The 21499-nt window shown below is 53.4% G+C and carries 24 protein-coding genes and 1 pseudogene; 15 read left to right on the forward strand and 10 right to left on the reverse strand.

The genetic code is table 11. The features are described from left to right. Positions 1–180: 180 nt before the first annotated feature. From RJ38_RS11135 to RJ38_RS11175, 9 genes and pseudogenes are all read right to left on the reverse strand, one after another. Complete coding sequence (locus RJ38_RS11135) at positions 181–960, reverse strand: succinate dehydrogenase iron-sulfur subunit (protein ID WP_039018956.1); 780 nt, start codon at positions 958–960, stop codon at positions 181–183. Positions 961–972: 12 nt separating this feature from the next. Beyond that, complete coding sequence (locus tag RJ38_RS11140) at positions 973–1278, reverse strand: hypothetical protein (protein ID WP_052245341.1); 306 nt, start codon at positions 1276–1278, stop codon at positions 973–975. A gap of 23 nt (positions 1279–1301) precedes the next feature. Continuing rightward, positions 1302–3106: pseudogene (gene sdhA, locus RJ38_RS11145) on the reverse strand (succinate dehydrogenase flavoprotein subunit). 12 nt (positions 3107–3118) lie between these two features. After that, entirely contained in the window at positions 3119–3490 is a 372-nt protein-coding gene (gene sdhD / locus RJ38_RS11150) for a succinate dehydrogenase, hydrophobic membrane anchor protein (protein ID WP_039018958.1), read from the reverse strand. Positions 3491–3503: 13 nt separating this feature from the next. Beyond that, on the reverse strand, positions 3504–3887 hold the full coding sequence (gene sdhC, locus RJ38_RS11155) for a succinate dehydrogenase, cytochrome b556 subunit (RefSeq protein ID WP_039018959.1): 384 nt from the start codon (positions 3885–3887) through the stop codon (positions 3504–3506). 771 nt (positions 3888–4658) lie between these two features. Next, the gene (locus tag RJ38_RS11160; RefSeq protein WP_039018960.1) at positions 4659–5684 is read right to left on the reverse strand and encodes a MaoC family dehydratase; all 1026 of its coding nucleotides are present in this window, start codon (positions 5682–5684) and stop codon (positions 4659–4661) included. Then, positions 5684–5887, reverse strand: a complete 204-nt coding sequence (locus RJ38_RS11165; protein ID WP_039018961.1) for a DUF1737 domain-containing protein — start codon at positions 5885–5887, stop codon at positions 5684–5686. Before RJ38_RS11165 ends, RJ38_RS11160 begins: the two co-directional genes overlap by 1 nt. Before the next feature lie 4 nt (positions 5888–5891). Continuing rightward, complete coding sequence (locus RJ38_RS11170) at positions 5892–6431, reverse strand: NnrU family protein (RefSeq protein ID WP_039018962.1); 540 nt, start codon at positions 6429–6431, stop codon at positions 5892–5894. 42 nt (positions 6432–6473) lie between these two features. Next, positions 6474–7322 (reverse strand): HpcH/HpaI aldolase/citrate lyase family protein, encoded by an 849-nt coding sequence (locus RJ38_RS11175; protein ID WP_039018963.1) that lies wholly within the window; start codon positions 7320–7322, stop codon positions 6474–6476. Positions 7323–7686: 364 nt separating this feature from the next. Between RJ38_RS11175 and RJ38_RS11180 the strand changes: the two genes are divergently transcribed. Then, positions 7687–8010 (forward strand): hypothetical protein, encoded by a 324-nt coding sequence (locus RJ38_RS11180; RefSeq protein ID WP_039018964.1) that lies wholly within the window; start codon positions 7687–7689, stop codon positions 8008–8010. Positions 8011–8020: 10 nt separating this feature from the next. Here the strand turns inward: RJ38_RS11180 and RJ38_RS11185 are convergent, their stop codons facing one another. Then, the gene (locus RJ38_RS11185; RefSeq protein WP_039018965.1) at positions 8021–8779 is read right to left on the reverse strand and encodes a sulfite exporter TauE/SafE family protein; all 759 of its coding nucleotides are present in this window, start codon (positions 8777–8779) and stop codon (positions 8021–8023) included. A 164-nt stretch (positions 8780–8943) separates the two neighbouring features. Between RJ38_RS11185 and mdh the strand changes: the two genes are divergently transcribed. The 14 genes from mdh to RJ38_RS18525 all read left to right on the forward strand — a co-directional run. Continuing rightward, positions 8944–9909 carry a malate dehydrogenase gene (gene mdh / locus RJ38_RS11190; RefSeq protein WP_039018966.1) on the forward strand — a complete coding sequence of 322 codons (966 nt, stop codon included), beginning with the start codon at positions 8944–8946 and terminating at the stop codon, positions 9907–9909. Then, positions 9909–10532 carry a hypothetical protein gene (locus tag RJ38_RS11195; protein WP_039018967.1) on the forward strand — a complete coding sequence of 208 codons (624 nt, stop codon included), beginning with the start codon at positions 9909–9911 and terminating at the stop codon, positions 10530–10532. Before mdh ends, RJ38_RS11195 begins: the two co-directional genes overlap by 1 nt. 238 nt (positions 10533–10770) lie before the next feature. Then, positions 10771–11964 carry an ADP-forming succinate--CoA ligase subunit beta gene (sucC, locus tag RJ38_RS11200; RefSeq protein WP_039018968.1) on the forward strand — a complete coding sequence of 398 codons (1194 nt, stop codon included), beginning with the start codon at positions 10771–10773 and terminating at the stop codon, positions 11962–11964. A 3-nt stretch (positions 11965–11967) separates the two neighbouring features. Beyond that, positions 11968–12510: a hypothetical protein gene (locus RJ38_RS11205; RefSeq protein ID WP_039018969.1), complete on the forward strand. Its 543-nt coding sequence runs from the start codon at positions 11968–11970 to the stop codon at positions 12508–12510. A gap of 89 nt (positions 12511–12599) precedes the next feature. Then, positions 12600–13277 carry a class I SAM-dependent methyltransferase gene (locus RJ38_RS11210; RefSeq protein WP_052245342.1) on the forward strand — a complete coding sequence of 226 codons (678 nt, stop codon included), beginning with the start codon at positions 12600–12602 and terminating at the stop codon, positions 13275–13277. A gap of 100 nt (positions 13278–13377) precedes the next feature. Continuing rightward, entirely contained in the window at positions 13378–14259 is an 882-nt protein-coding gene (gene sucD / locus RJ38_RS11215; RefSeq protein WP_039018970.1) for a succinate--CoA ligase subunit alpha, read from the forward strand. Between the two features lie 129 nt (positions 14260–14388). After that, positions 14389–14700 (forward strand): hypothetical protein, encoded by a 312-nt coding sequence (locus tag RJ38_RS11220; protein ID WP_039018971.1) that lies wholly within the window; start codon positions 14389–14391, stop codon positions 14698–14700. A 1-nt stretch (position 14701) separates the two neighbouring features. Beyond that, on the forward strand, positions 14702–15295 hold the full coding sequence (locus RJ38_RS11225; protein WP_039018972.1) for a DUF805 domain-containing protein: 594 nt from the start codon (positions 14702–14704) through the stop codon (positions 15293–15295). Continuing rightward, positions 15292–15798, forward strand: a complete 507-nt coding sequence (locus RJ38_RS11230; protein WP_039018973.1) for a DUF805 domain-containing protein — start codon at positions 15292–15294, stop codon at positions 15796–15798. The genes RJ38_RS11225 and RJ38_RS11230 overlap by 4 nt, the downstream gene beginning before the upstream one ends. Next, positions 15795–16316, forward strand: a complete 522-nt coding sequence (locus RJ38_RS11235) for a DUF805 domain-containing protein (protein ID WP_039018974.1) — start codon at positions 15795–15797, stop codon at positions 16314–16316. The genes RJ38_RS11230 and RJ38_RS11235 overlap by 4 nt, the downstream gene beginning before the upstream one ends. After that, positions 16313–19276 carry a 2-oxoglutarate dehydrogenase E1 component gene (locus tag RJ38_RS11240; RefSeq protein WP_039018975.1) on the forward strand — a complete coding sequence of 988 codons (2964 nt, stop codon included), beginning with the start codon at positions 16313–16315 and terminating at the stop codon, positions 19274–19276. The genes RJ38_RS11235 and RJ38_RS11240 overlap by 4 nt, the downstream gene beginning before the upstream one ends. 5 nt (positions 19277–19281) lie before the next feature. After that, a complete protein-coding gene (odhB, locus tag RJ38_RS11245) occupies positions 19282–20772 on the forward strand; it encodes a 2-oxoglutarate dehydrogenase complex dihydrolipoyllysine-residue succinyltransferase (RefSeq protein WP_039018976.1) in 1491 nt (496 codons plus the stop codon). A gap of 19 nt (positions 20773–20791) precedes the next feature. Beyond that, positions 20792–21241, forward strand: coding sequence for a hypothetical protein (locus RJ38_RS18180; protein ID WP_052245343.1), 450 nt, complete (start codon positions 20792–20794; stop codon positions 21239–21241). Positions 21242–21258: 17 nt separating this feature from the next. Beyond that, the coding region (locus RJ38_RS18525) for a transposase (RefSeq protein ID WP_156121840.1) at positions 21259–21499 on the forward strand (241 nt) is incomplete at its 3' end.

Below are 21499 nucleotides of genomic sequence, written 5' to 3' on the forward strand. Positions count from 1 at the left end.
CCACTTAAAACCAACCAAACCAATGCTATTGCACACATTAAAAAGACAACGGGCATCAAAACAACTCCACCAAATAAACACCATAAGGACTGGCTCGGTAGTGGTGGGAAGTCTAGGGAGATCTCATTCAGGCACAAAAAAACCCGCACGAGGCGGGCTTTTCCAAGTCTTTTGTTTCACTTATGCCGCACGTTCAACAAGCAGCTGCTTGATTTCGGCAATTGCCTTGGCAGGATTCAATCCCTTCGGGCAAGTCTTCGCGCAGTTCATAATGGTATGGCAACGGTACAGCTTGAACGGATCATCAAGCTCGTCCAAACGTTCGCCTGTCGCTTCATCACGTGAATCGATGATCCAGCGATAAGCATGCAACAGTGCCGCTGGCCCGAGGTATTTATCGCCATTCCACCAGTAGCTTGGGCAGGATGTTGAGCAAGACGCGCACATCACGCATTCATACAGGCCATCAAGCTTTTTACGGTCTGCGATGGATTGCTTCCATTCCTTCGCAGGGCGGTTGGTTTTGGTTTCAAGCCACGGCATGATGGATGCGTGCTGGGCATAGAAATGCGTCAGATCTGGGATCAAGTCGCGCACAACAGGCATGTGCGGCAGAGGGTAGATTTTGACGTCACCCTTGATCTCATCCATGCCATAAATACAAGCCAGCGTGTTGATGCCGTGGATGTTCATCGCACATGAGCCACAAATGCCTTCACGGCAAGACCGGCGGAAGGCCAGTGTTGGGTCAATATCCGTTTTGATCTTGATCAGCGCATCCAAAACCATTGGACCGCAATCATCGAGATCGATGAAATATGTGTCGACCTGTGGGTTTTTGCCATCTTCTTCGTTCCAGCGGTAAATCTGGAATTTACGAACGTTCTTGGCGCCTTCTGGCTTTGGCCATGTTTTACCTGTGACCATCCGCGAATTCTTAGGGAGTGTAAATTCAGCCATCGGTGTTTTCTCCTATATCTGAATTCCGCTGAGCGTTTCTTTGGCGATACAGCGCACGGCCTCGGGGCGTGCACCTATTTCGACCACGGTCTCAACGGTTGAATCGGTAATGCCAGTGACCGCAGCCCCGGCAAGTGTGAGGATCTCATTGGTGCTAGCTTGGTTGATGATACAGCCGGCGATCGGTTCCACGTTTACACCAGGCAGGCGTTTTTCCGAAACGGATACAACCGTGCGCAAAGCAGCCGCACGAGAGGTTTTATCAACCTGTTCTTGCAACGTACAACCAGAGACACCAACGGCAACAATGGTTGCCATGAGACATGAACATACGCCCCGCATCAGAAGGTTCTCGCTTTTGGTGCGATTTTCTTCAGGCTAATGCCACCTTCGGCTTCTGTCGTCAGGGGATCAGTCACAACCGGGCGATGGGACAGCTCAACCTTATTGCCATCCACACGGCTGATTGTGTGCACGCGCCAGTTTTCATCATCCCGTGTGGGATAATCTTCATGGGCATGTGCGCCGCGACTTTCTTTGCGCGCTTCCGCACCAAAATGGTTGCCAAAGCGTTTGGCATCAGGTTGGTCAGTTCCAGCGTTTCCATCAGGTCGGTGTTCCAGATCAGAGAACGATCTGTCACCGCGAGGTCGTCGATCTTGGCCGCAACCGCGGTCATCTTCTCAACGCCCTCTTTCAGGGTTTTGCTTTCACGGAACACAGCCGCATCGGCCTGCATAGTTTTCTGCATTTCCAAGCGCAATTCAGCGGTGGGTGTGCCGCCAGATGCGTGACGCAGACCATCAAAACGATCAATCGCTTTGTCGATAGACGCTTGGTTCAGAACGGGGTTTGGTGCATCGGCATCCACAACTTTGCCAGCGCGGATCGCGGCGGCACGCCCAAAGACCACAAGGTCAATCAGTGAATTGGATCCGAGACGATTTGCACCATGCACTGAAGCACAGCCCGCTTCGCCCACAGCCATCAGGCCGGGAACAATCGCGTTTGGATCTTTTGCAGTTGGGTTCAGCGCTTCGCCATAATAGTTGGTCGGAACACCGCCCATATTATAGTGAACGGTCGGCAACACAGGCACAGGTTCTTTGGTCAGGTCTACACCCGCAAAAATCTTGGCACTTTCGGTGATGCCGGGCAGACGTTCGGCCAAAGCTTCTGGTGGCAGGTGATTGAGATTCAGGTGAATGTGATCACCATCTTTGCCAACCCCGCGTCCTTCGCGAATTTCCATCGTCATGCAACGAGAAACATAATCGCGTGGGGCAAGATCTTTATACTGGGGGGCATAACGTTCCATGAAACGTTCGCCTTCAGAGTTGGTCAGATAACCGCCCTCGCCGCGCGCGCCCTCAGTAATCAAACAGCCGGAACCGTAAATCCCAGTTGGGTGGAATTGCACGAATTCCATGTCCTGCATTGGCAGACCCGCACGGGTCACCATGCCGCCGCCATCACCCGTACAAGTGTGCGCAGAGGTCGCTGAGAAGAACGCACGGCCATAGCCGCCGGTCGCCAAAACAACCATCTTGGCGTTGAAGACATGCAATGTGCCGTCATCAAGTTTCCAGCAAACAACACCCTGACATTCACCGTCTTCCGACATAATCAGATCAATAGCGAAATATTCGATGTAGAATTCTGCGTTATGCTTCAGGGATTGACCATAAAGCGTGTGCAAGATCGCGTGACCGGTGCGGTCCGCCGCAGCACAGGTACGCTGCACGGGCGGGCCGTCGCCAAATTCAGTGGTGTGACCGCCGAAAGGACGCTGATAGATTTTGCCTTCTTCCGTGCGCGAGAACGGCACACCGTAATGTTCCAACTCATAGACAGCCTTGGGGGCTTCACGTGCGAGATATTCCATCGCATCCGTGTCGCCCAGCCAGTCAGAGCCCTTCACAGTATCGTACATGTGCCACTGCCAATTGTCCGGGCCCATGTTGGACAGAGACGCAGCAATACCACCCTGCGCCGCAACAGTATGCGAACGGGTTGGGAAAACTTTGGAAATACAGGCCGTCTTCAGCCCTTGTTCCGCCATGCCAAGTGTTGCGCGCAAACCTGCGCCGCCAGCACCGACAACCACCACGTCAAATTCGTGGGTTTCATATTCATATGCAGCCATTGTGATTATTCCTTACAGCGCAATACGGGCGAGAGAGAAGAGAGCAACAGCAATGATAGTGTAGCTCAGGCAAGCGGCGCCCGCGATCAGATAGGTCCGCGTGTGGCCATGCACGTAATCTTCCAGCATGATCTGAACGCCGTGACGAAAGTGCATCATGGCGACGGTGAATGTCAGGCCCGTGACAATCGCGTTAAACGGACGCGCGAAATGCGCGAGGGCGTCGTCATAAGACAGGCCAATTGCAGACCCAAAGACATAGACGAACAGCGGCACGAGAACCGCAAGACCGGTTGCGCCGATCATCGTTTGCATGTGGTGCGCGGTGCCGGATTTGGAAGACCCAAGGCCGTTTGCGCGTTTGCGGTCGGTGAGGAAAGACATATTCAACGCCCCCTTATATAATCAGCAGCGCAAGGATCGTCAGAACAAACGATCCCACGACGACGACGATGGCTAGGGTCTTGGCTTTTTCAAGCTCAAACCCGCGACCTGAATCCCAATACAGGTGACGCAGTCCCGCAAGGAAGTGATAGCAAAGCGCCCAAAGGGACCCCAGCATCACAAGCTTACCGAACCAAGATGTCATGACCCAATTGGCGCATTCGAAATATTCGGGGCCAGATGCCAGCGCCAAAAGCCACCAGACACTGAGCAGCGTGCCTATGATCAAAGCGTTGCCAGTGATACGGGTTAAAATTGAAGTCACAGAAGTGAACTGTGGACGGTAAATCGTCAAATGCGGCGATAGCGGCCGGTTACCCCGGTTTACGTCAGCCATGTGGGTGCCCCCTTGCGGTTGGTCTGCCTTATGTTGGCCCTGCAGGCCTCCCGGCAGGACATGTCGGAATCACGCGGGAAAATGCCGCCTGAGCCGGATTTCACCCATCAATACTGAATATTTCCCGAATGTCACACCTTAAGGCGCGCTTTTTTCCATTTTCGTTGCGGTATTTCGCCAAATCGCGATAATTTTACCGCGTTGTGATCACGGGATTATTTTTTGTGATCACAAAATTGTAGTGCGCTATAACGAAGCAAAGTTGTAAGGCCGGGCATTGATCAGGCCACATAGCGTTATTGTTGAGATTGGAGAGCATACTCAACCCACAGTGATCCAAAAACACCGAAGATAATTCCCAACAGGATGAGCATCAGGCAAACGACAGGTAGCACCGATGCACTACTTGTGAAGCACTCCAGAAACGATTTTTCATATCTGACACCGAGGCATCGGGTTTGAATATGTACAAAACAAAAGCACTCACGAAAAAAACTGCGGGTAAGAAAAGAACAAAAGTTGTGTGTTCTAATAACAGGTCTCGGTATCTGAAAAATAAAAAGTCAGGTAATTCATCCGTAATGACCCTTTGAAGAAAAGACCACCGACTACCAACGAACCAGTCCAGGACGTCAGCTTCAAGTAGCTATTAGGTTTCGATGTCGAATTGTTAAACATTGTAGACACCTAACAAAGATACGCAAAAGCTCAACGGGATGTTCATCCGCATAGCCAACGCCCGGCTAGAAAGGCCCGGCGTCGGGCATGCAATCACACAGGCATCAATGCCCAATAGTCAAGATCCAGCAAAACCTCGGGCAAGTATTTGCGGTCTTCACCGCGTAGATCGCCTGCTCTGCCTTTGGTCGCGACCAGGCGCAGACGGATGGCGCGGACGCCGGGGGTATTTGTTTCAGCCTTATCAAGCACCTCAGACCATGCCCGGATTGTATCGCCTGAAAAACAAGGGTTTGCATGTGCGCCGCCGTTCAAGGCAACAATCATTTGCGCGTTGGCAAGCCCATTAAACGACAAGGCGCGCGCCATGGAAATCACGTGACCACCATAGATCAGGCGCTTGCCATCGGCACGATTTGTGGCGTCGAAGTGCACTTTGGCGGTGTTCTGCCAAAGGCGCGTCGCCATCATGTGTTCGGCCTCTTCCACGGTGACGCCATCGACGTGATCAATCACCTCACCGACCGCGTAATCGCCCCAACGATGCGCCTCGCCCGCGAGGGTAAAATCATAGTTGCTGAAATCCAGCCCAGCCGGGATCACCAGATCATCCGCCGCAACGGTTTTCGCCAGCTCAGGGATCACGGTATCAGGCGCGTCCGCATCCAGATCGCCCTTACGCACCATGACCCAACGCACGTAATCCAGCACCAGCTCATCACGCTGGTTCAGGCCACGGGTGCGCACCCAAACAACACCACTTTTTCCGTTGGAGTTTTGTTTGAGACCAATGACCTCACTGGTCGAGCGCAGCGTGTCACCAGGATACACAGGCAGATGCCAGCGCCCTTCGGCATAGCCAAGATTGGCCACCGCGTTCAAGGAAATATCTGGCACCGTTTTGCCGAACACCGTGTGAAAGGCGATCAGTTCATCCAGCGGGGCCTGCGGCAGACCGGAAACACGGGCGAATTCATCAGAAGAGGTCAGCGCAAACCGTGTCGGATACAGCGACGTATAGGCTGCACGTTCACCACCAGACAAAGTGCGCGGCACAGCATGGGGGATGACATCGCCCAACTTATAGTCCTCAAAAAATCGGCCCGTGTTGGTTTTCATTACTGTGCTCCCAGTTTCATATCGGGGTGATAATCTGCGTCGACATCTTTTGTGACCGCCTGACCGCAGCGCATAACGCCACTTCCAGCGTCAAATGCGTAGGTCGGATTGCCGTATAAGTCCCAGCCTTTAGAGATGGCTTCGGATACTTTATGGCAGAAGGCGGCTGTGTCTTCTTCGGTTAATAAGCGGTATAGTTTCATGGGGTTACCCTCCGAATGGCATGGGGCCGATGTGCATGTGGATCATACCGATCACCCCCATCAGAATGATTGAGGCAACAAAGAACATCGCGTCCATCGGCAGTTTACCACGTGGGCGTCGGGTCCAGCTGGGTTCCGCACGATTGATCACGATCACTTCCACCACAGCCCAGGCCAGCAAACCGCCGAACAGCACGACGGAGGCCAGATCCGGGTTCACCATGAGATGCGCCAGCGCCCAAAGCTTGAAACCGATCAACATCGGATGACGCACCCCATTCAGAAGCACACCACGTTTGGCGGCGGGGCTCATCAGATAAATCGCAATCAACACCATGAGGTTGTTCAGATGACGCAAGCCGGTTGGCACGGCAAACAGATCGAAGCTATCCCAAGATCGGTAGCCAATGACCATCAGGACAACTGACAGAATGATTGCAACAGCGATGGGACCACGGCCCAACTTGGCGCGCGCATCAGGCGCGAGACGTTTCAAAAGATGGGCGCCCCACCACAGGGCTAGACCGGCGAGAAGAAGGATCATGGCGAAGTCTCCGAGATATGAATTTCGACTACACCTACAGCATCAAGCCATATCAGCAATGGCGGAAACCTGTGCAAGAATACGATTGGCGGTCACAATATGGAGATTCTCAACGATTTTGCCATCAACCACGGCCACACCTTCACCAGCGGCCTCTGCGGCATTGAACGCTTCGATCTGACGGCGCGCAAGGTCAATTTCCGCATCCGATGGCGCGAAACATTCATTGGCAATCGCTAGCTGCGCCGGGTGGATTAGGGTTTTACCATCAAAGCCCATGTCACGGCCCTGTTCACATTCATTGCGCAAACCATCTTCGTCTTTAAACGCGTTATAAACCCCGTCAATCGCGGCGATACCTTCTGCACGCGCAGCCAACAAACACAGGCCAAGCCCCGCCATCATTGGTAGGCGGTCGGCGCGGAACCGGGTGTTCAACTCCTTCGCAAGGTCATTGGTCCCCATCACAAAACCTTGCATTTTGGGGTGTGCGGCAATGGCGCCTGCGTTCAGCATCCCGCGTGGGGTTTCCATCATCGCCCAGATCGGCATGTCGCCAGTGATGGCGGCCAAGGCATCAAGCTGCGCCACGGTTTCGACCTTTGGCAAAAGGACAGCATCCGCGTCCATCAAGGCAACGGCGCGGGCATCGTCTTCGCCCCAGGCACTGTCAAATCCATTGATCCGCACGATCTGCATGCGGTTGCCATAGCCACCGGCTTTAAGTGTTTCACCCAACAGCCCACGGGCGTTTTCTTTCTCATCCACCGCAACCGCATCTTCCAGATCAAAGATGATCGCGTCGCATGCTAGGCCACGGGCTTTTTCAAGCGCACGTTCCTTAGAAGCCGGGATATAAAGCACAGAGCGCAAGGGACGAGAGAGAGACATTTGATTCCGCCTTGTAATAAAGTTGCGCAAAAATCACCGCATTCGAACAATTTCGCAAGATCTAATTTGCCGCAGCGCAGAAAAATCTCGCCGATTCCGCACGCGTACGGCATGTTAACCACTTTTTCGCCCCTCTGCGTCAGGCTGAACGCAGTTGTTGAAAGTCAGAGTGCCCAAAAAAGGGTCGGACAAACGATGATCTGGCAAGGCTTGCCCGAAGGGAACCCACTGGGACAGTCAGAGATTATCAGACCGGGTCACCGAAACACGCGGCAGACAGGGCCCATGTTTTGCGAGAGCCACCTGAGATTTGACCCCACAGGATGGGCTGCAAAATGCGCCCGCTCTCGAAAGGAAACTCGCAATGAAGAAGAATATCCTGACCCTGTCCCTCGCAGTTGGCGCCATTTTACTTACGGTTCAAAATGGATTTGCCCAGGGCACGCGCAATTGCGCCGCACGCGACACTGTCGTGAACCATCTGGCATCAGGTTTTGGTGAAAGCCGTCAATCCATTGGTCTAGGTGCCAATAATGCCGTGGTCGAAACTTTCGCGTCGCTCGAAACTGGAACTTGGACGATCACGGTGACCATGCCAAACGGAATGACCTGTGTGGTTGCATCTGGCCAGGCCTTTGAAACCTTGGAAGAGGATCTTTTGCCCACCTCAATGGATGAGCCCACCTAAGGTTTCCCCCTCAGCCCAGCGCGTCAAAAATCAGCTTGGAACCTGTAATAACAAGAAAGATATAGGTAAGTGTGAAGAAGAGTTGTTCCGGCACGAGCCGGTGCAGCCGAACCCCGACCCAGATCCCTATGACTGCAAAAGGCGCGAGGTACAGGTCCGCGAGGAGGCTTTGCGGGGTAAAAATGCCCAGCATGGCATAGGGCAGGAATTTCATCAGATTGATCGCCCAGAATACCAGAACCGTCGTCGCCTGAAAGCGCTGTTTATCCAGATCACGCGACAGTAAGAAAACGGCGGCAGGCGGTCCACCTGCATGAGAGATAAAGCTTGTAAAACCGGCGACCATCCCCCAGATTCTGCCGACGGGCGCAGACATCTTTTGACCTGCCGCAGGGATCATCCCTTTGGTGCGCGCGACCTGCCAGACCACGAACCCAAGTGCGATTGCCCCGATCAGCAGACGAAAAACATCCGGGTCGGCAACTTTGTACAAAAGCCCGCCCAGCGCCACGCCCGGTATAGCACCAGCAATCAAAACAAAGGCTGATGCCCGATCCCAACCCCGCCAATAAGAGCGCAAAGCGGTGATATCCATCAGCATGAGAAGCGGCAACATCAGCCCTATCGCAGCTCCGGGTTCCAGAATCAGCGCAAGCAGTGGTGTCGCAGCAAAAGCCGCACCAGACCCAAACCCACCCTTCGAAATCCCCGCAAAAAGCACGGCTGGTATCGCAAATGCGAAAAAAGTTATATCAAATACGTCAGGCATCAAGCGCAGATTTCCAATAGATTTACACCTTATCAGCGCTAACAAGTTGCAAAGATCACCACAAGTTGCAGTATTTGCCGCATTGCAGCGCCTTGCACGAATGCGACAATCCGATTAGTCATGACGACAGAATTTCACAGATGTCAAATGTATGGAGATATCCCATGGCTCGTCCTAAAATCGCCCTTATCGGCGCCGGTAACATCGGCGGCACACTTGCTCACCTCGCAGCAGTCAAAGAACTCGGCGACGTTGTTCTGTTTGACATCGCTGATGGTCTGCCACAGGGCAAAGCGCTTGATATAGCTGAATCCGGCCCTTCCGAGGGTTTTGATGCAAACATGTCCGGTTCCAGCGACTACGCTGACATCGCAGGCGCTGACGTTTGCATCGTGACCGCTGGTGTTGCGCGCAAACCTGGCATGAGCCGTGATGACCTGCTAGGCATCAACCTCAAAGTGATGAAATCCGTTGGCGAAGGCATTGCAAAGCACGCGCCAGACGCCTTCGTGATCTGCATCACCAACCCACTTGATGCGATGGTTTGGGCGCTTCGCGAATTCTCTGGTCTGCCAACAAACAAAGTTTGCGGCATGGCTGGCGTTCTTGATTCCGCACGTTTCCGTCACTTCCTCGCGGAAGAGTTCAACGTTTCCATGCGCGACGTTACGGCCTTCGTTCTGGGCGGCCACGGCGACACAATGGTGCCGCTGACACGCTATTCCACCGTTGGCGGTATCCCATTGCCAGATATGGTAAAAATGGGCTGGACCACACAGGAAAAAATGGACAGCATCGTTCAACGCACCCGTGATGGCGGCGCTGAAATCGTTGGCCTGCTGAAAACCGGTTCTGCGTTTTATGCACCTGCGACCTCTGCGATTGAGATGGCCGAAGCTTACCTGAAAGACCAGAAACGCGTTCTGCCTTGTGCGGCTTACGTTGACGGCGCTTTGGGCCTTGATGGCTTCTATGTTGGTGTGCCGACCGTGATCGGCGCTGGCGGCGTTGAGCGCGTGATCGACATCCAAATGACTGCGGATGAGCAAGCCATGTTCGACAATTCAGTCAACGCGGTTAAAGGCTTGGTTGACGCCTGCATCGCAATCGACGGTTCGCTCGCGAAATAATGCTTTCACGCATCTCAATTCTAACAGTGGCCGCAGTTTTTGCGGCCACTTTCGTATCCGCCCAACCGATTATAACTGCAGATCTGTTTCCTAAACCCCAACAGGTTCTTCTCGCCGATCTGACCGGTGACGGAGTTGACGACAAGCTACAAATTTACGCACTGAACGAACGCTTCGACGTGTTGAGCTTCGCAGTGAGTTACGGCGGAAGGTTCAGAGACAATGAGGCGGTGATCTTGCCGATAAACCTATCGGACTTAGACAGCTTGGAGCGCCTCCCGAATGGTAACATCGCAATCCATTGGGGATGTTTTGCATGCGGGCGAACACACAGCCACCACAGCATTACAATTCGCTACCACAATCTCCAACTGCAAGTCATTGGCTATGATTTCACCTCTGTCGACCGCATCTTTGCAGCCGCTTTCAGCTGTTCCGTAAATTTTCTAAACGGACGCGCGGTCATAAAAGCAATAGAAGTGGACAGCCGGGAAGTGCCAGCATCCGCCGTGCCCGTTTCCTTGGCACAGTTTGACTTCAGACGTCAGCCAATCGCCTGCGATGCGTTAGACCAATATGACGATGTGTTTTTGGAAAAACACTTTCCACGGCCCGAAGACTGACCTACGCCCCCTAAGCGCAAGCCGACCGCGGGCGACACAACCGGTAATCAACACGACACAAACCGCGCAAATCACAGTCGAATCGCCAAGTTTATATTTTGTGATCACACGTACAAAACCTGTGATCACAAAACATGCAAATATCCGCCAATCACGCAGATGTGGGAAAAAAACGTTTTATTTACTGTCCTAGGTCGTATTGACTGCATGAAACCGCAGCAACAAACCGGAAGATGCCATGAACATTCATGAATACCAGGCCAAGGCGCTTTTGCGCTCTTACGGCGCACCCGTCTCTGAGGGCCGCCCGGTCACCAAAGCTGAAGACGCTAAAAACGCCGCTGGCGAACTTGATGGTCCCCTATGGGTCGTAAAGGCCCAGATCCACGCAGGTGGTCGCGGCAAGGGGTCCTTTAAGGAAGCTGACGCAGGTGAAAAAGGCGGAGTACGTCTTTGTAAATCTGTTGAAGAAGCCGCTGAAGAAGCTAAGAAAATGTTGGGCCGCACATTGGTCACGCATCAGACTGGCCCGGCTGGCAAGCAAGTGAACCGCATCTATATCGAAGCAGGTTCTGGCATTGAAACCGAACTGTATCTGGCTCTGCTGGTCGACCGTCAGACATCCCGCGTGTCTTTCGTTTGTTCCACTGAAGGCGGCATGGATATCGAAGAAGTTGCCGCAAGCACACCTGAGAAAATCCTGTCCTTCTCAGTCGATCCGGCCACCGGTTATCAGGCGTTCCACGGTCGTCGAATCGCGTTCTCGCTGGGCCTTAAAGGTGCTCAGGTCAAACAATGCGTCAAATTGATGGGCCAATTGTACACAGCATTTATCGAAAAAGACATGGAAATGCTGGAAATCAACCCGCTGATCGTGTCCGATTCCGGTGATCTGAAAGTTCTGGACGCGAAAGTCAGCTTCGACGGCAACGCAATGTATCGTCATCCAGACATCGCGGAACTGCGTGACGTGACTGAAGAAGACCAAAAAGAACTCGAAGCATCCAAATACGACCTCAACTACATCACGCTTGATGGTGAAATCGGCTGTATGGTGAACGGCGCGGGTCTGGCCATGGCGACGATGGACATTATCAAACTCTATGGTGCTGAACCTGCAAACTTCCTTGATGTTGGCGGCGGTGCCACCAAAGAGAAAGTGACAGAAGCCTTCAAAATCATCACCTCTGATCCAAACGTCAAAGGCATCCTTGTGAACATCTTCGGCGGCATCATGCGCTGTGACGTGATCGCTGAGGGCGTTGTTGCTGCGGTGAAAGAAGTTGGCCTGCAGGTTCCCCTCGTAGTGCGCCTTGAGGGTACCAATGTGGAAGCTGGCAAAGACATCATCAACAACTCCGACGTTGATGTGATCGCAGCTGACGATCTCTCTGACGGTGCCGAGAAAATCGTGAAGGCGGTTAAGGGTTAAGTTTTGAAAACTGCACGCATCACAATTTTTGGACTTTTGCTTAGCTCACTTCTCAGTGCCCAGGCAGCATTTGCTACCGATACTGACGAGTTAGTAAAAATCTTCATTGGTCATTGTGTTTTGAATGCTGGCAGAATTGACAAAACAGAAGCTGCGGCAACTGCTTTAGAATACGAGGAACTGAGCGAAGAAATGGCGTTGGCATTCGCCCCTCAAGATCCAAACGTAGAATTCAAAGGTTGGATAGTTCGGGATGAACTGTCGTCACCTTATGCTCTCGGAATATCGCGGAGCGAACGTGATGGCGAAGAAATCTCAAACTGTGTCGTGAGTAGCACCAATGTAGACACCGAAGCTACGCTAAGCGCTTTACACGTATTGATCCAATTTGATGAGCCACGTTTTGATCGTGAAGAAGCCGGGCAACGTTACCGGATTTGGGGGACAGATCATATCACCGCGAATTCGTTCATTACCTTAATTGATGCAAATAAGTTGGGCATTCCTGGAGGAACCTTTTCCTTCTCTGCGCCCACAGAACAATAGGAGACTCCCAATGGCAGTCCTCATCGACGAAAACACCAAAGTGATCTGTCAGGGCCTGCTTATCACTAGTAATGGTTCAGGAGCATAAAATGCGCGACGCAGTTAGAAACGCATTCGAGAGTAAAAAGTGGTCAGGAATACGGAATGCCCCACGCTCGGGCCCGGGCTCCACGCTTGAGGCAACCGCATCTCTGCGGGATGCCTTACCGGATCTCTTTGCAAAATATAAGGTAAAGACATTTCTTGACGCACCTTGTGGTGACTGGCATTGGATGCGCGAGGTGGATCTGACCAGTATAAACTATATCGGCGCGGATATATCATCTGAAGTCCTGCAAACTGTGGAAAGCCAGCATGCAGGTCCAAGGCGCAAATTCATTCACCTCGACATCACATCCGATCCCCTTCCAAAAGCCGATATGATGATGTGTCGAGACTGTTTATTTCATCTGAAATTTTGGTTGCGTTGGGCGTTTTTCCAGAACTTTGTGGAAAGCGAAATTCCCTACCTTCTCACGACAATGCATCACGTTGAGACAAACCAGAACCTGCGCATGAATGGTGGCTTTAAGTGGTTCAATCCCTGTGCCGGACCATTCAACTTTCCTGACCCGCTGGTGAGCATCAGCGAAACGGGCGAAATCAATCTCGATTCTGAATATCTAAAAACACGTAAAGGGATGGATCAGCGCTCTCTAGGTGTCTGGTCACGCGAACAGATTGCAGATGCTCTTGCGCACCACCAACCCGAGAGCAACGAAGACTAACCTAAACAAGCCCAATCGTAGCGGGCTTTTACAAGAACACGACACCCGGGCAACCGCCCGCCGACACAAACCCGCCTAATGCGAACAAAGGAGACTCCAAATGGCAGTCCTCATCGACGAAAACACCAAAGTGATCTGTCAGGGCCTTACCGGCTCTCAGGGCACATTCCACTCTGAACAAGCCATCGCGTATGGCACTAAAATGGTTGGCGGCGTGACCCCCGGCAAAGGCGGCATGTCCCACCTTGGCCTGCCGGTTTTCGACTCCGTGCACGAAGCCATGCACGCGACCGAAGCCAACGCTTCCGTGATCTACGTGCCTCCGCCCTTCGCAGCGGATTCCATCCTGGAAGCGATTGACGCGCAAATGGAACTGATCGTTTGCATCACCGAAGGCATTCCCGTGCTTGACATGATGCGTGTTCAGCGCGCGCTAGAAGGGTCCAAATCCCGCCTGATCGGGCCAAACTGCCCCGGTGTGATCACCCCTGACGCCTGTAAAATCGGCATTATGCCAGGCCACATCCACAAACGTGGCTCCGTCGGTGTTGTGTCGCGTTCCGGCACATTGACCTATGAAGCGGTAAAGCAAACATCTGACATCGGCCTTGGTCAATCTACAGCTGTTGGCATCGGCGGCGACCCGATTAAGGGCACGGAACACATTGATATCTTGAACATGTTCTTGGACGATGATGAAACACAAAGCATGATCATGATCGGTGAAATCGGTGGTTCCGCAGAAGAAGAAGCCGCTGAATTCCTCGCCGAGCAGAAGAAAAAAGGCCGTTGGAAACCAACCGCTGGCTTCATCGCAGGTCGCACAGCCCCTCCCGGCCGTCGCATGGGTCACGCTGGCGCAATCGTTGCTGGTGGCAAAGGCGGCGCGGAAGACAAGATCGAAGCGATGAAATCTGCAGGCATCATCGTTGCAGACAGCCCCGCCACCCTTGGCGAAGCTGTTCTGAAAGCGATCGGCTAAGACAATGACGGCCTCTCTCCACATATGGTCAGGACCGGTTCAGTTCCGGGGCCCGGCCCAGGGTGGGTGCGCAAGCGCCCTCCCGTGGAGAGATTTTCATCTGGCCTCTTCTCAAAAGGGGGCTTTCTAATGTCAGAATTGAAAGAAATTATCAAAATCGAAGCACAGCATCAAAAAGACGGCTCAGCACCCAAGGGGAAATTGAATCTACTCAATGAAGCCGCTCCATACACGATGGAACAAGATATTGATCCTGAAGCGACAATACCAGTTTATGATCTTAACGACGACCAGCGTGACAGGCTCCTAGCGCACGCCAGACAAGATGCTAGTCTTGCTGTATATGTTTCGCATGAAGCAATGAAGACTGCCAAAGCACTCCGGCACCTCATTTGGTTTCTGCTACTAATTTGCCTGATTATTCTCTGGCGTATCTGGTAAAATGCTGAACACTCCGTCCATATCCCCCAGCTTGCCCTACGGCCTATCCCTCTCTTCTCGCGCAACGCGGGCGGAATATTGGACGTTTTGGACCTTTCATGCGGGTGCATTGGCTGTCGGTTATGCGGTGATGATGTTGGCGGACGATCCTTTGACCGGCTTGCGGGCCTTTATGATTGGCCTTGCGATTTACGTACTGACCCTGCCCTTCATGCTGATCAAGACCGTGCAGCGTTTTCATGATGTGGGGCGTTCGGCCAAAACCGGAACTGCTCTATATCTTTTGTGTTTCACATGTCTTGCGCTTGCCGCCTGGTTGTCCCTGCCCATGTTGCGTGTTGATGCCCATCTGGCAGGCGTCCACAGTGACATGTCCAGCCCGCGTGAAAGCGCGCTTTACGCCTATCTCAGCCCCGGCATCGCCTTTGGCACCGCCGCCCATAAGGTGTTGGGCGCTTTGATCTTTACCTATGTGATCATTCCGGTTTTGCTGATCGCGGGCTTGTCATTTGCCCTGATCACCCCCACCCTGCTACGCAGGTCAGAACCCGGCACCAACGCCTGGGGCAACAATCCGCAAGAGGTGGCTGTATGAGCCCACTGCAAGCCATAACAACAGGCCTTCGCAAGGGCTTTTCCTTCAAAGGAAAGGCAACCCGCAGCGAGTTCTGGTTTTTCTGCCTTTTCCTGTCCGCACCCTTCCTCATCGGGATCACCGCAGCGCTCACAACAGGAAACGTTCGCTTGCTTCCGCAGTGGCTTATGTTCATCAACCCCGCCTTGATGTTCTTCACCCTGCCCGCCGCAATACGCCGATGCCGTGATGCAGGCGCAGGCATCTTTGTCACTTGTGCCTTTGGAACTGTCTTCTTCGGTGGTTACCTGGTCCTGATTCCTATCTGGCGCGTTGGCCTGATGTCGGGCCTCAGCGCATATGACGCGCGCGCACAGGTTGGCGAACTTGGGCTTTCCTGGTTGTTCCTGTCGCTGCTTTTGTTTGTGCCCTCCGCCATCTTTTGGATTTTGCCATCTCAGGAGGCTTCCCCATCCGCACGAACAAACTCCAGCGACACCCAAGCGCAGGGAGAGATGATATGACACCATTTGTGGCCGTCAAAACCAGCCTTCGGAAGAGTTTTTCCTTTTCTGGCCGCTCGGATCGCGGCGAGTTCTGGCCCTTTGCTCTTTTCTGTCTCGCGCTTGTCTATTTGGCACAATCCGCCGACGCTCTTTTGCATGCAAACTCTGACTGGGAGCCTCCCGTTCGATACAGCTTCGGACATGTCTATTACGAACTCGCTGCCGACACTCTGCTTAGCCCGATTGCCGTGATTGCATTGATCGTTCCCATCTGTGCTGCCGGCTGGCGCCGCTTGCATGATGCAGGAAAACCCGGTTGGTATCTGCTTATTCCTCTGGCGTTTTCTGCCGTCTTCATTGCTGTTGCTCCGTTTCTGAACCGCGAAACAGTCGGCATCTCATTGATCCGATTTTTAGTAACATCCGCTCCCATTATGTATCTTGGTCTCTGGCTTGCCGTGCTCGTCTGGCTGATCAACCCGTCCGAACCCACAACAAATAAATACGGTCCCAACCCCAAAGAGGTCAGCCAATGAACGACCAATCCCCCAATGACCAGTTCCACGCCACCAGCTTTATGCAGGGGCACAATGCCGAGTATCTGGAGCAAATGTACGCCCGTTACGCCAACGACCCGACAGCGGTTGATGCGTCTTGGGTTGAATTTTTCCAATCCTTGGGCGATGGCGCGAATGACGTCACAGCCGAGGCGGCAGGCCCATCTTGGGGCCGCATGGATTGGCCTCCGATGCCAGCTGATGACCTGACAGCGGCCTTGACCGGTGAATGGCCCGAAGCGCCTGCCGAAGCCAAAGGTGCGGGTGACAAGATCAAAGCCAAAGCTGCGGCAAAAGGCGTTGAGGTCTCTGACGAGGCGATCAAACGCGCGGTTCTGGACAGCATTCGCGCGCTGATGTTGATCCGCGCTTATCGCATCCGTGGTCACCTGGCCGCGAACCTCGATCCGCTGAAAATGCGTGATGAAACCATTCGCCCGGAACTTGATCCCGCGACCTATGGCTTCACCGCCGCCGACATGGATCGCCCGATTTTCCTTGATAACGTGTTAGGCCTGCAAATTGCCTCCATGCGCCAAATCGTGGACATCGTGAAGCGCACTTATTGTGGCACATTTGCGCTGCAATACATGCATATTTCCAACCCCGAAGAAGCATCCTGGCTGAAGGAACGCATTGAAGGCTACGGCAAAGAGATCCAGTTCTCCAAGGAAGGCCGCAAGGCGATCCTGAACAAGATGGTTGAGGCCGAGGGGTTCGAGAAATTCCTGCATGTAAAATACATGGGCACCAAGCGTTTTGGCCTTGATGGCGGCGAAAGTCTGATCCCGGCGATGGAACAAATCATCAAACGTGGCGGTGCTTTGGGTGTGCAAGATATCATCATCGGTATGCCGCACCGTGGCCGTTTATCGGTTCTCGCCAACGTGATGCAAAAGCCTTACAAAGCGATCTTCAACGAATTCCAGGGTGGCAGCTTTAAGCCCGAAGATGTTGATGGATCTGGGGATGTGAAATACCACCTCGGGGCATCTTCTGACCGTGATTTTGACGGCAACTCTGTGCACCTATCGCTGACTGCAAACCCATCGCATCTTGAGGCCGTTAACCCAGTTGTGATCGGCAAAGTGCGCGCGAAACAGGACCAGCTGAACGACACAGACCGCACCAAAGTCATGCCGATCCTTCTGCATGGTGACGCGGCCTTTGCGGGTCAAGGCGTGATTGCGGAATGCTTCGGTCTGTCTGGCCTCGTTGGTCACAAAACCGGTGGCACCATGCATATCGTTGTGAACAACCAAATTGGTTTCACCACTGCGCCGCATTTCTCACGTTCCAGCCCCTACCCAACTGACATCGCGATGATGGTGGAAGCGCCGATTTTCCACGTCAACGGCGACGACCCAGAAGCGGTTGTGCATGCGGCCCGCGTGGCAACTGAGTTCCGCCAAAAATTCCACAAAGACGTGGTTTTGGACATCTTCTGTTACCGTCGTTTTGGCCACAATGAGGGGGATGAACCGATGTTCACCAACCCGCTCATGTATAAAACCATCAAGACGCAAAAGACCTCGCTTCAGCTCTATACGGAACGTCTGATCCGTGACGGCCTGATCCCCGAGGGCGAGATCGAGGACATGAAAGCTGCCTTCCAGGCCAAGCTGAACACCGAATTCGAAGCCGGCAAAGATTACAAACCAAACAAAGCAGATTGGCTGGATGGTCGTTGGTCACATCTTGATAAAAAAGATGAAGACTATCAACGTGGCACGACGTCGATCAAGGAAGAAACCTACACCGAAGTCGGCACAGCCCTTGCGACCACGCCGGACGGCTATCCAATGCACAAGACCGTCGCTCGGATGCTTGACACCAAAGGCAAAGCCCTAACTGCGGGCAAAGGCATCGACTGGGCAACCGGCGAAGCGCTGGCATTTGGATCTTTGTTAACCGAAGGTTACCCCGTGCGTTTGGCCGGCCAAGACGCAACACGCGGCACCTTCTCACACCGCCATTCTGGCATCGTGAACCAAAACACCGAAGAACGTTACTATCCGCTGAACAACATCCGTGAAGGCCAGGCCCAGTATGAAGTCATCGACTCCATGTTGTCCGAATATGCAGTCTTGGGGTTCGAATACGGTTATACTTTGGCGGAACCAAACACCTTGGTTCTATGGGAAGCACAGTTCGGCGATTTCGCCAATGGCGCGCAGATCATGTTCGACCAATTCATCAGTTCCGGTGAAAGCAAATGGTTGCGCATGTCTGGCCTCGTAGTGCTTTTGCCACATGGTTATGAAGGTCAAGGCCCGGAACATTCGTCCGCGCGTTTGGAACGTTTCTTGCAGATGTGTGGCGGCGACAACTGGATCGTTGCGAACTGTACGACGCCTGCCAACTACTTCCATATCCTGCGCCGTCAAATGCATCGCGATTACCGTAAGCCATTGATCCTGATGACACCAAAATCCTTGTTGCGCCATAAATTGGCTGTCTCAACGGTTGAGGATTTCACAGGTGACAGTTCCTTCCACCGTGTCCTTTGGGATGACGCACAAAAGGGCAATTCAGATACGAATTTGGTGGCTGATGACAAGATCAAACGCGTGGTCATGTGTTCTGGTAAGGTCTACTTTGACCTGCTGGAAGAACGTGACAATCGTGGCCTTGACGATATTTACCTCATGCGTGTGGAACAATTCTATCCCTTCCCCGCACAATCCATGATCCAAGAACTGTCCCGCTTTAAGAACGCGGAAATGGTTTGGTGTCAGGAAGAACCGAAAAACCAGGGGGCCTGGTCCTTCATCGAACCTAATATCGAATGGGTTCTGTCCCGGATCAAGGATCACAAATCTTCCCGCCCAACATACGCCGGCCGCGCCGCCTCTGCCTCTCCGGCAACGGGCCTCGCAAGCCAACATAAAGCACAACAAACAGCCCTCGTTGACGATGCGCTGACGATCAAAGGATAATCATTATGACCACCGAAGTACGTGTCCCAACCCTGGGCGAAAGTGTATCCGAAGCCACCATCGCAACCTGGTTTAAAAAACCAGGCGACGCAGTGGCACAAGATGAAATGCTCTGTGAGCTTGAAACAGACAAAGTCACGGTTGAGGTCCCCGCACCTGCCGCTGGCGTTATGGGCGAGATCATCGCGGCCGAGGGTGCAACTGTTGGCGTTGACGCGCTGCTCGCCACCATCAACGCAGGTGTTGGCGCTGCTCCGACCCCAGTCGCCGCACCAGTTGCGGCACCCGCAGCAACGGGTGGTTCCGTTGATGTGATGGTTCCAACCTTGGGCGAAAGCGTGTCTGAAGCAACCGTCGCCAGCTGGTTCAAAGCCGTGGGTGACACGGTCGCGCAGGACGAAATGCTATGTGAGTTGGAAACAGACAAGGTTTCCGTCGAAGTTCCCGCCCCAGCGGCTGGTGTTATCACCGAGATCCTCGCAGCTGAGGGCGCAACCGTGGAAGCAGGCGGCAAGCTTGCTGTCATGACTTCTGGCGCAGGCGCGTCTGCCCCGGCGGCAGCACCAGCGGTTGCGGCCCCTGCTGCATCCACCGGCAAAGACATTGAAAACGCTCCTTCCGCGAACAAAGCCATGGCTGAAGCAGGTCTTGCCGCTGGTTCCGTTGCGGGCACAGGCAAAGATGGCCGCGTGATGAAGTCTGACGTGCAAAGCGCGATCAAAGCAGGCGCATCTGCCCCCGCAGCCGCCCCTGCCCCTGTCGCAGCGGCCCGCCCGGCATCTGCCGCGAATGACGCCCCACGCGAAGAACGCGTAAAAATGACCCGTCTGCGTCAGACCATCGCGCGCCGCTTGAAAGACAGCCAAAACACAGCGGCCATGCTCACCACTTTCAACGAGGTCGACATGACTGAAGTGATGGCCCTGCGCAATGAATACAAAGACCTGTTCCTGAAGAAACACAGCGTCAAACTTGGCTTCATGTCCTTCTTCACCAAGGCCTGTGTGCATGCTCTGAAAGAAGTGCCCGAAGTGAACGCCGAAATCGACGGCACCGACGTGGTTTACAAAAACTACGTCCACATGGGCATCGCGGCTGGCACGCCAACCGGCCTTGTTGTGCCTGTGATCCGTGACGCCGACGCCATGTCTTTCGCGGGCATCGAAAAAGCGATCGCCGAAAAAGGCGCACGTGCACGTGACGGCAAACTCACCATGGATGAGATGCAAGGCGGCAGCTTCACCATCTCAAACGGCGGTGTTTATGGGTCTCTGATGTCATCGCCCATCCTGAACCCACCACAATCCGGCATCCTGGGCATGCATAAAATCCAGGACCGCCCAATGGCCATCAACGGCCAAGTGGTGATCCGCCCAATGATGTACTTGGCCCTAAGCTATGACCACCGCATCGTTGACGGCAAAGGCGCTGTGACCTTCCTCGTGCGCGTCAAAGAAGCGCTCGAAGACCCGCGCCGCCTGCTGATGGACCTGTAAAGCATTCAGGGCATAGAACATGGAATCCAACCCTTCCCAGAAAGAAACGGAAGAACTTAGGCAAGCTGAGTTCGACCGTTTCTTATGGGGAGCTGACAACGAAACTGAACGAGGTCTGGCGCTGTCTTCCAGCACATATCTGGAATTGCAAATTGAGCGCATAACTCGAGCATTGTTGGGACATAATAGGCATTCTAAAGAACTGTTACGAAGTGATGGCCCTCTGGGTAGTTTCTCCGCTCGCATAAACCTATGCGCGTGCCTTTTGGCTATCGATGAATTCGAATACAAGGCCCTGAGCTTGCTTTCGCGAATACGCAATGAGTTCGCCCATAAATTGTTAATCGACTTTGCCATCCCATCGGTAAGGAATAAAGCTGAAGAACTTGCAAAGCATGTCTTGGCGGAACTGGATAAAAGTACGCGGCATAAGCTAATTGAACCAGACCGGGTTTACCGGAGATCATAAAGCTTGGAAGATAAGTCATGATCAAAGGAAATTCAGGAAACCGTTTTTCAACAGAAGTCCGGGCGCGCGCAGTGCGCTTGGTGCTTGAGAATGAAGCGGATTATCGGACGCGATCTGAGTGCTTCAGATCGATTTCGAAGAAGATAGGATGCAGCCCCGAAACGCTTCGGGACTGGGTTAATAAACAATCGATTGAGACAGGAGATCGGGAGGGTCTGACGTTGTCAGAGCGGGCGCAGATGAAGGAACTTCAGCGGG

The sequence above is a fragment of the Halocynthiibacter namhaensis genome (genome assembly GCF_000812685.1).
GTDB lineage: Bacteria > Pseudomonadota > Alphaproteobacteria > Rhodobacterales > Rhodobacteraceae > Halocynthiibacter > Halocynthiibacter namhaensis.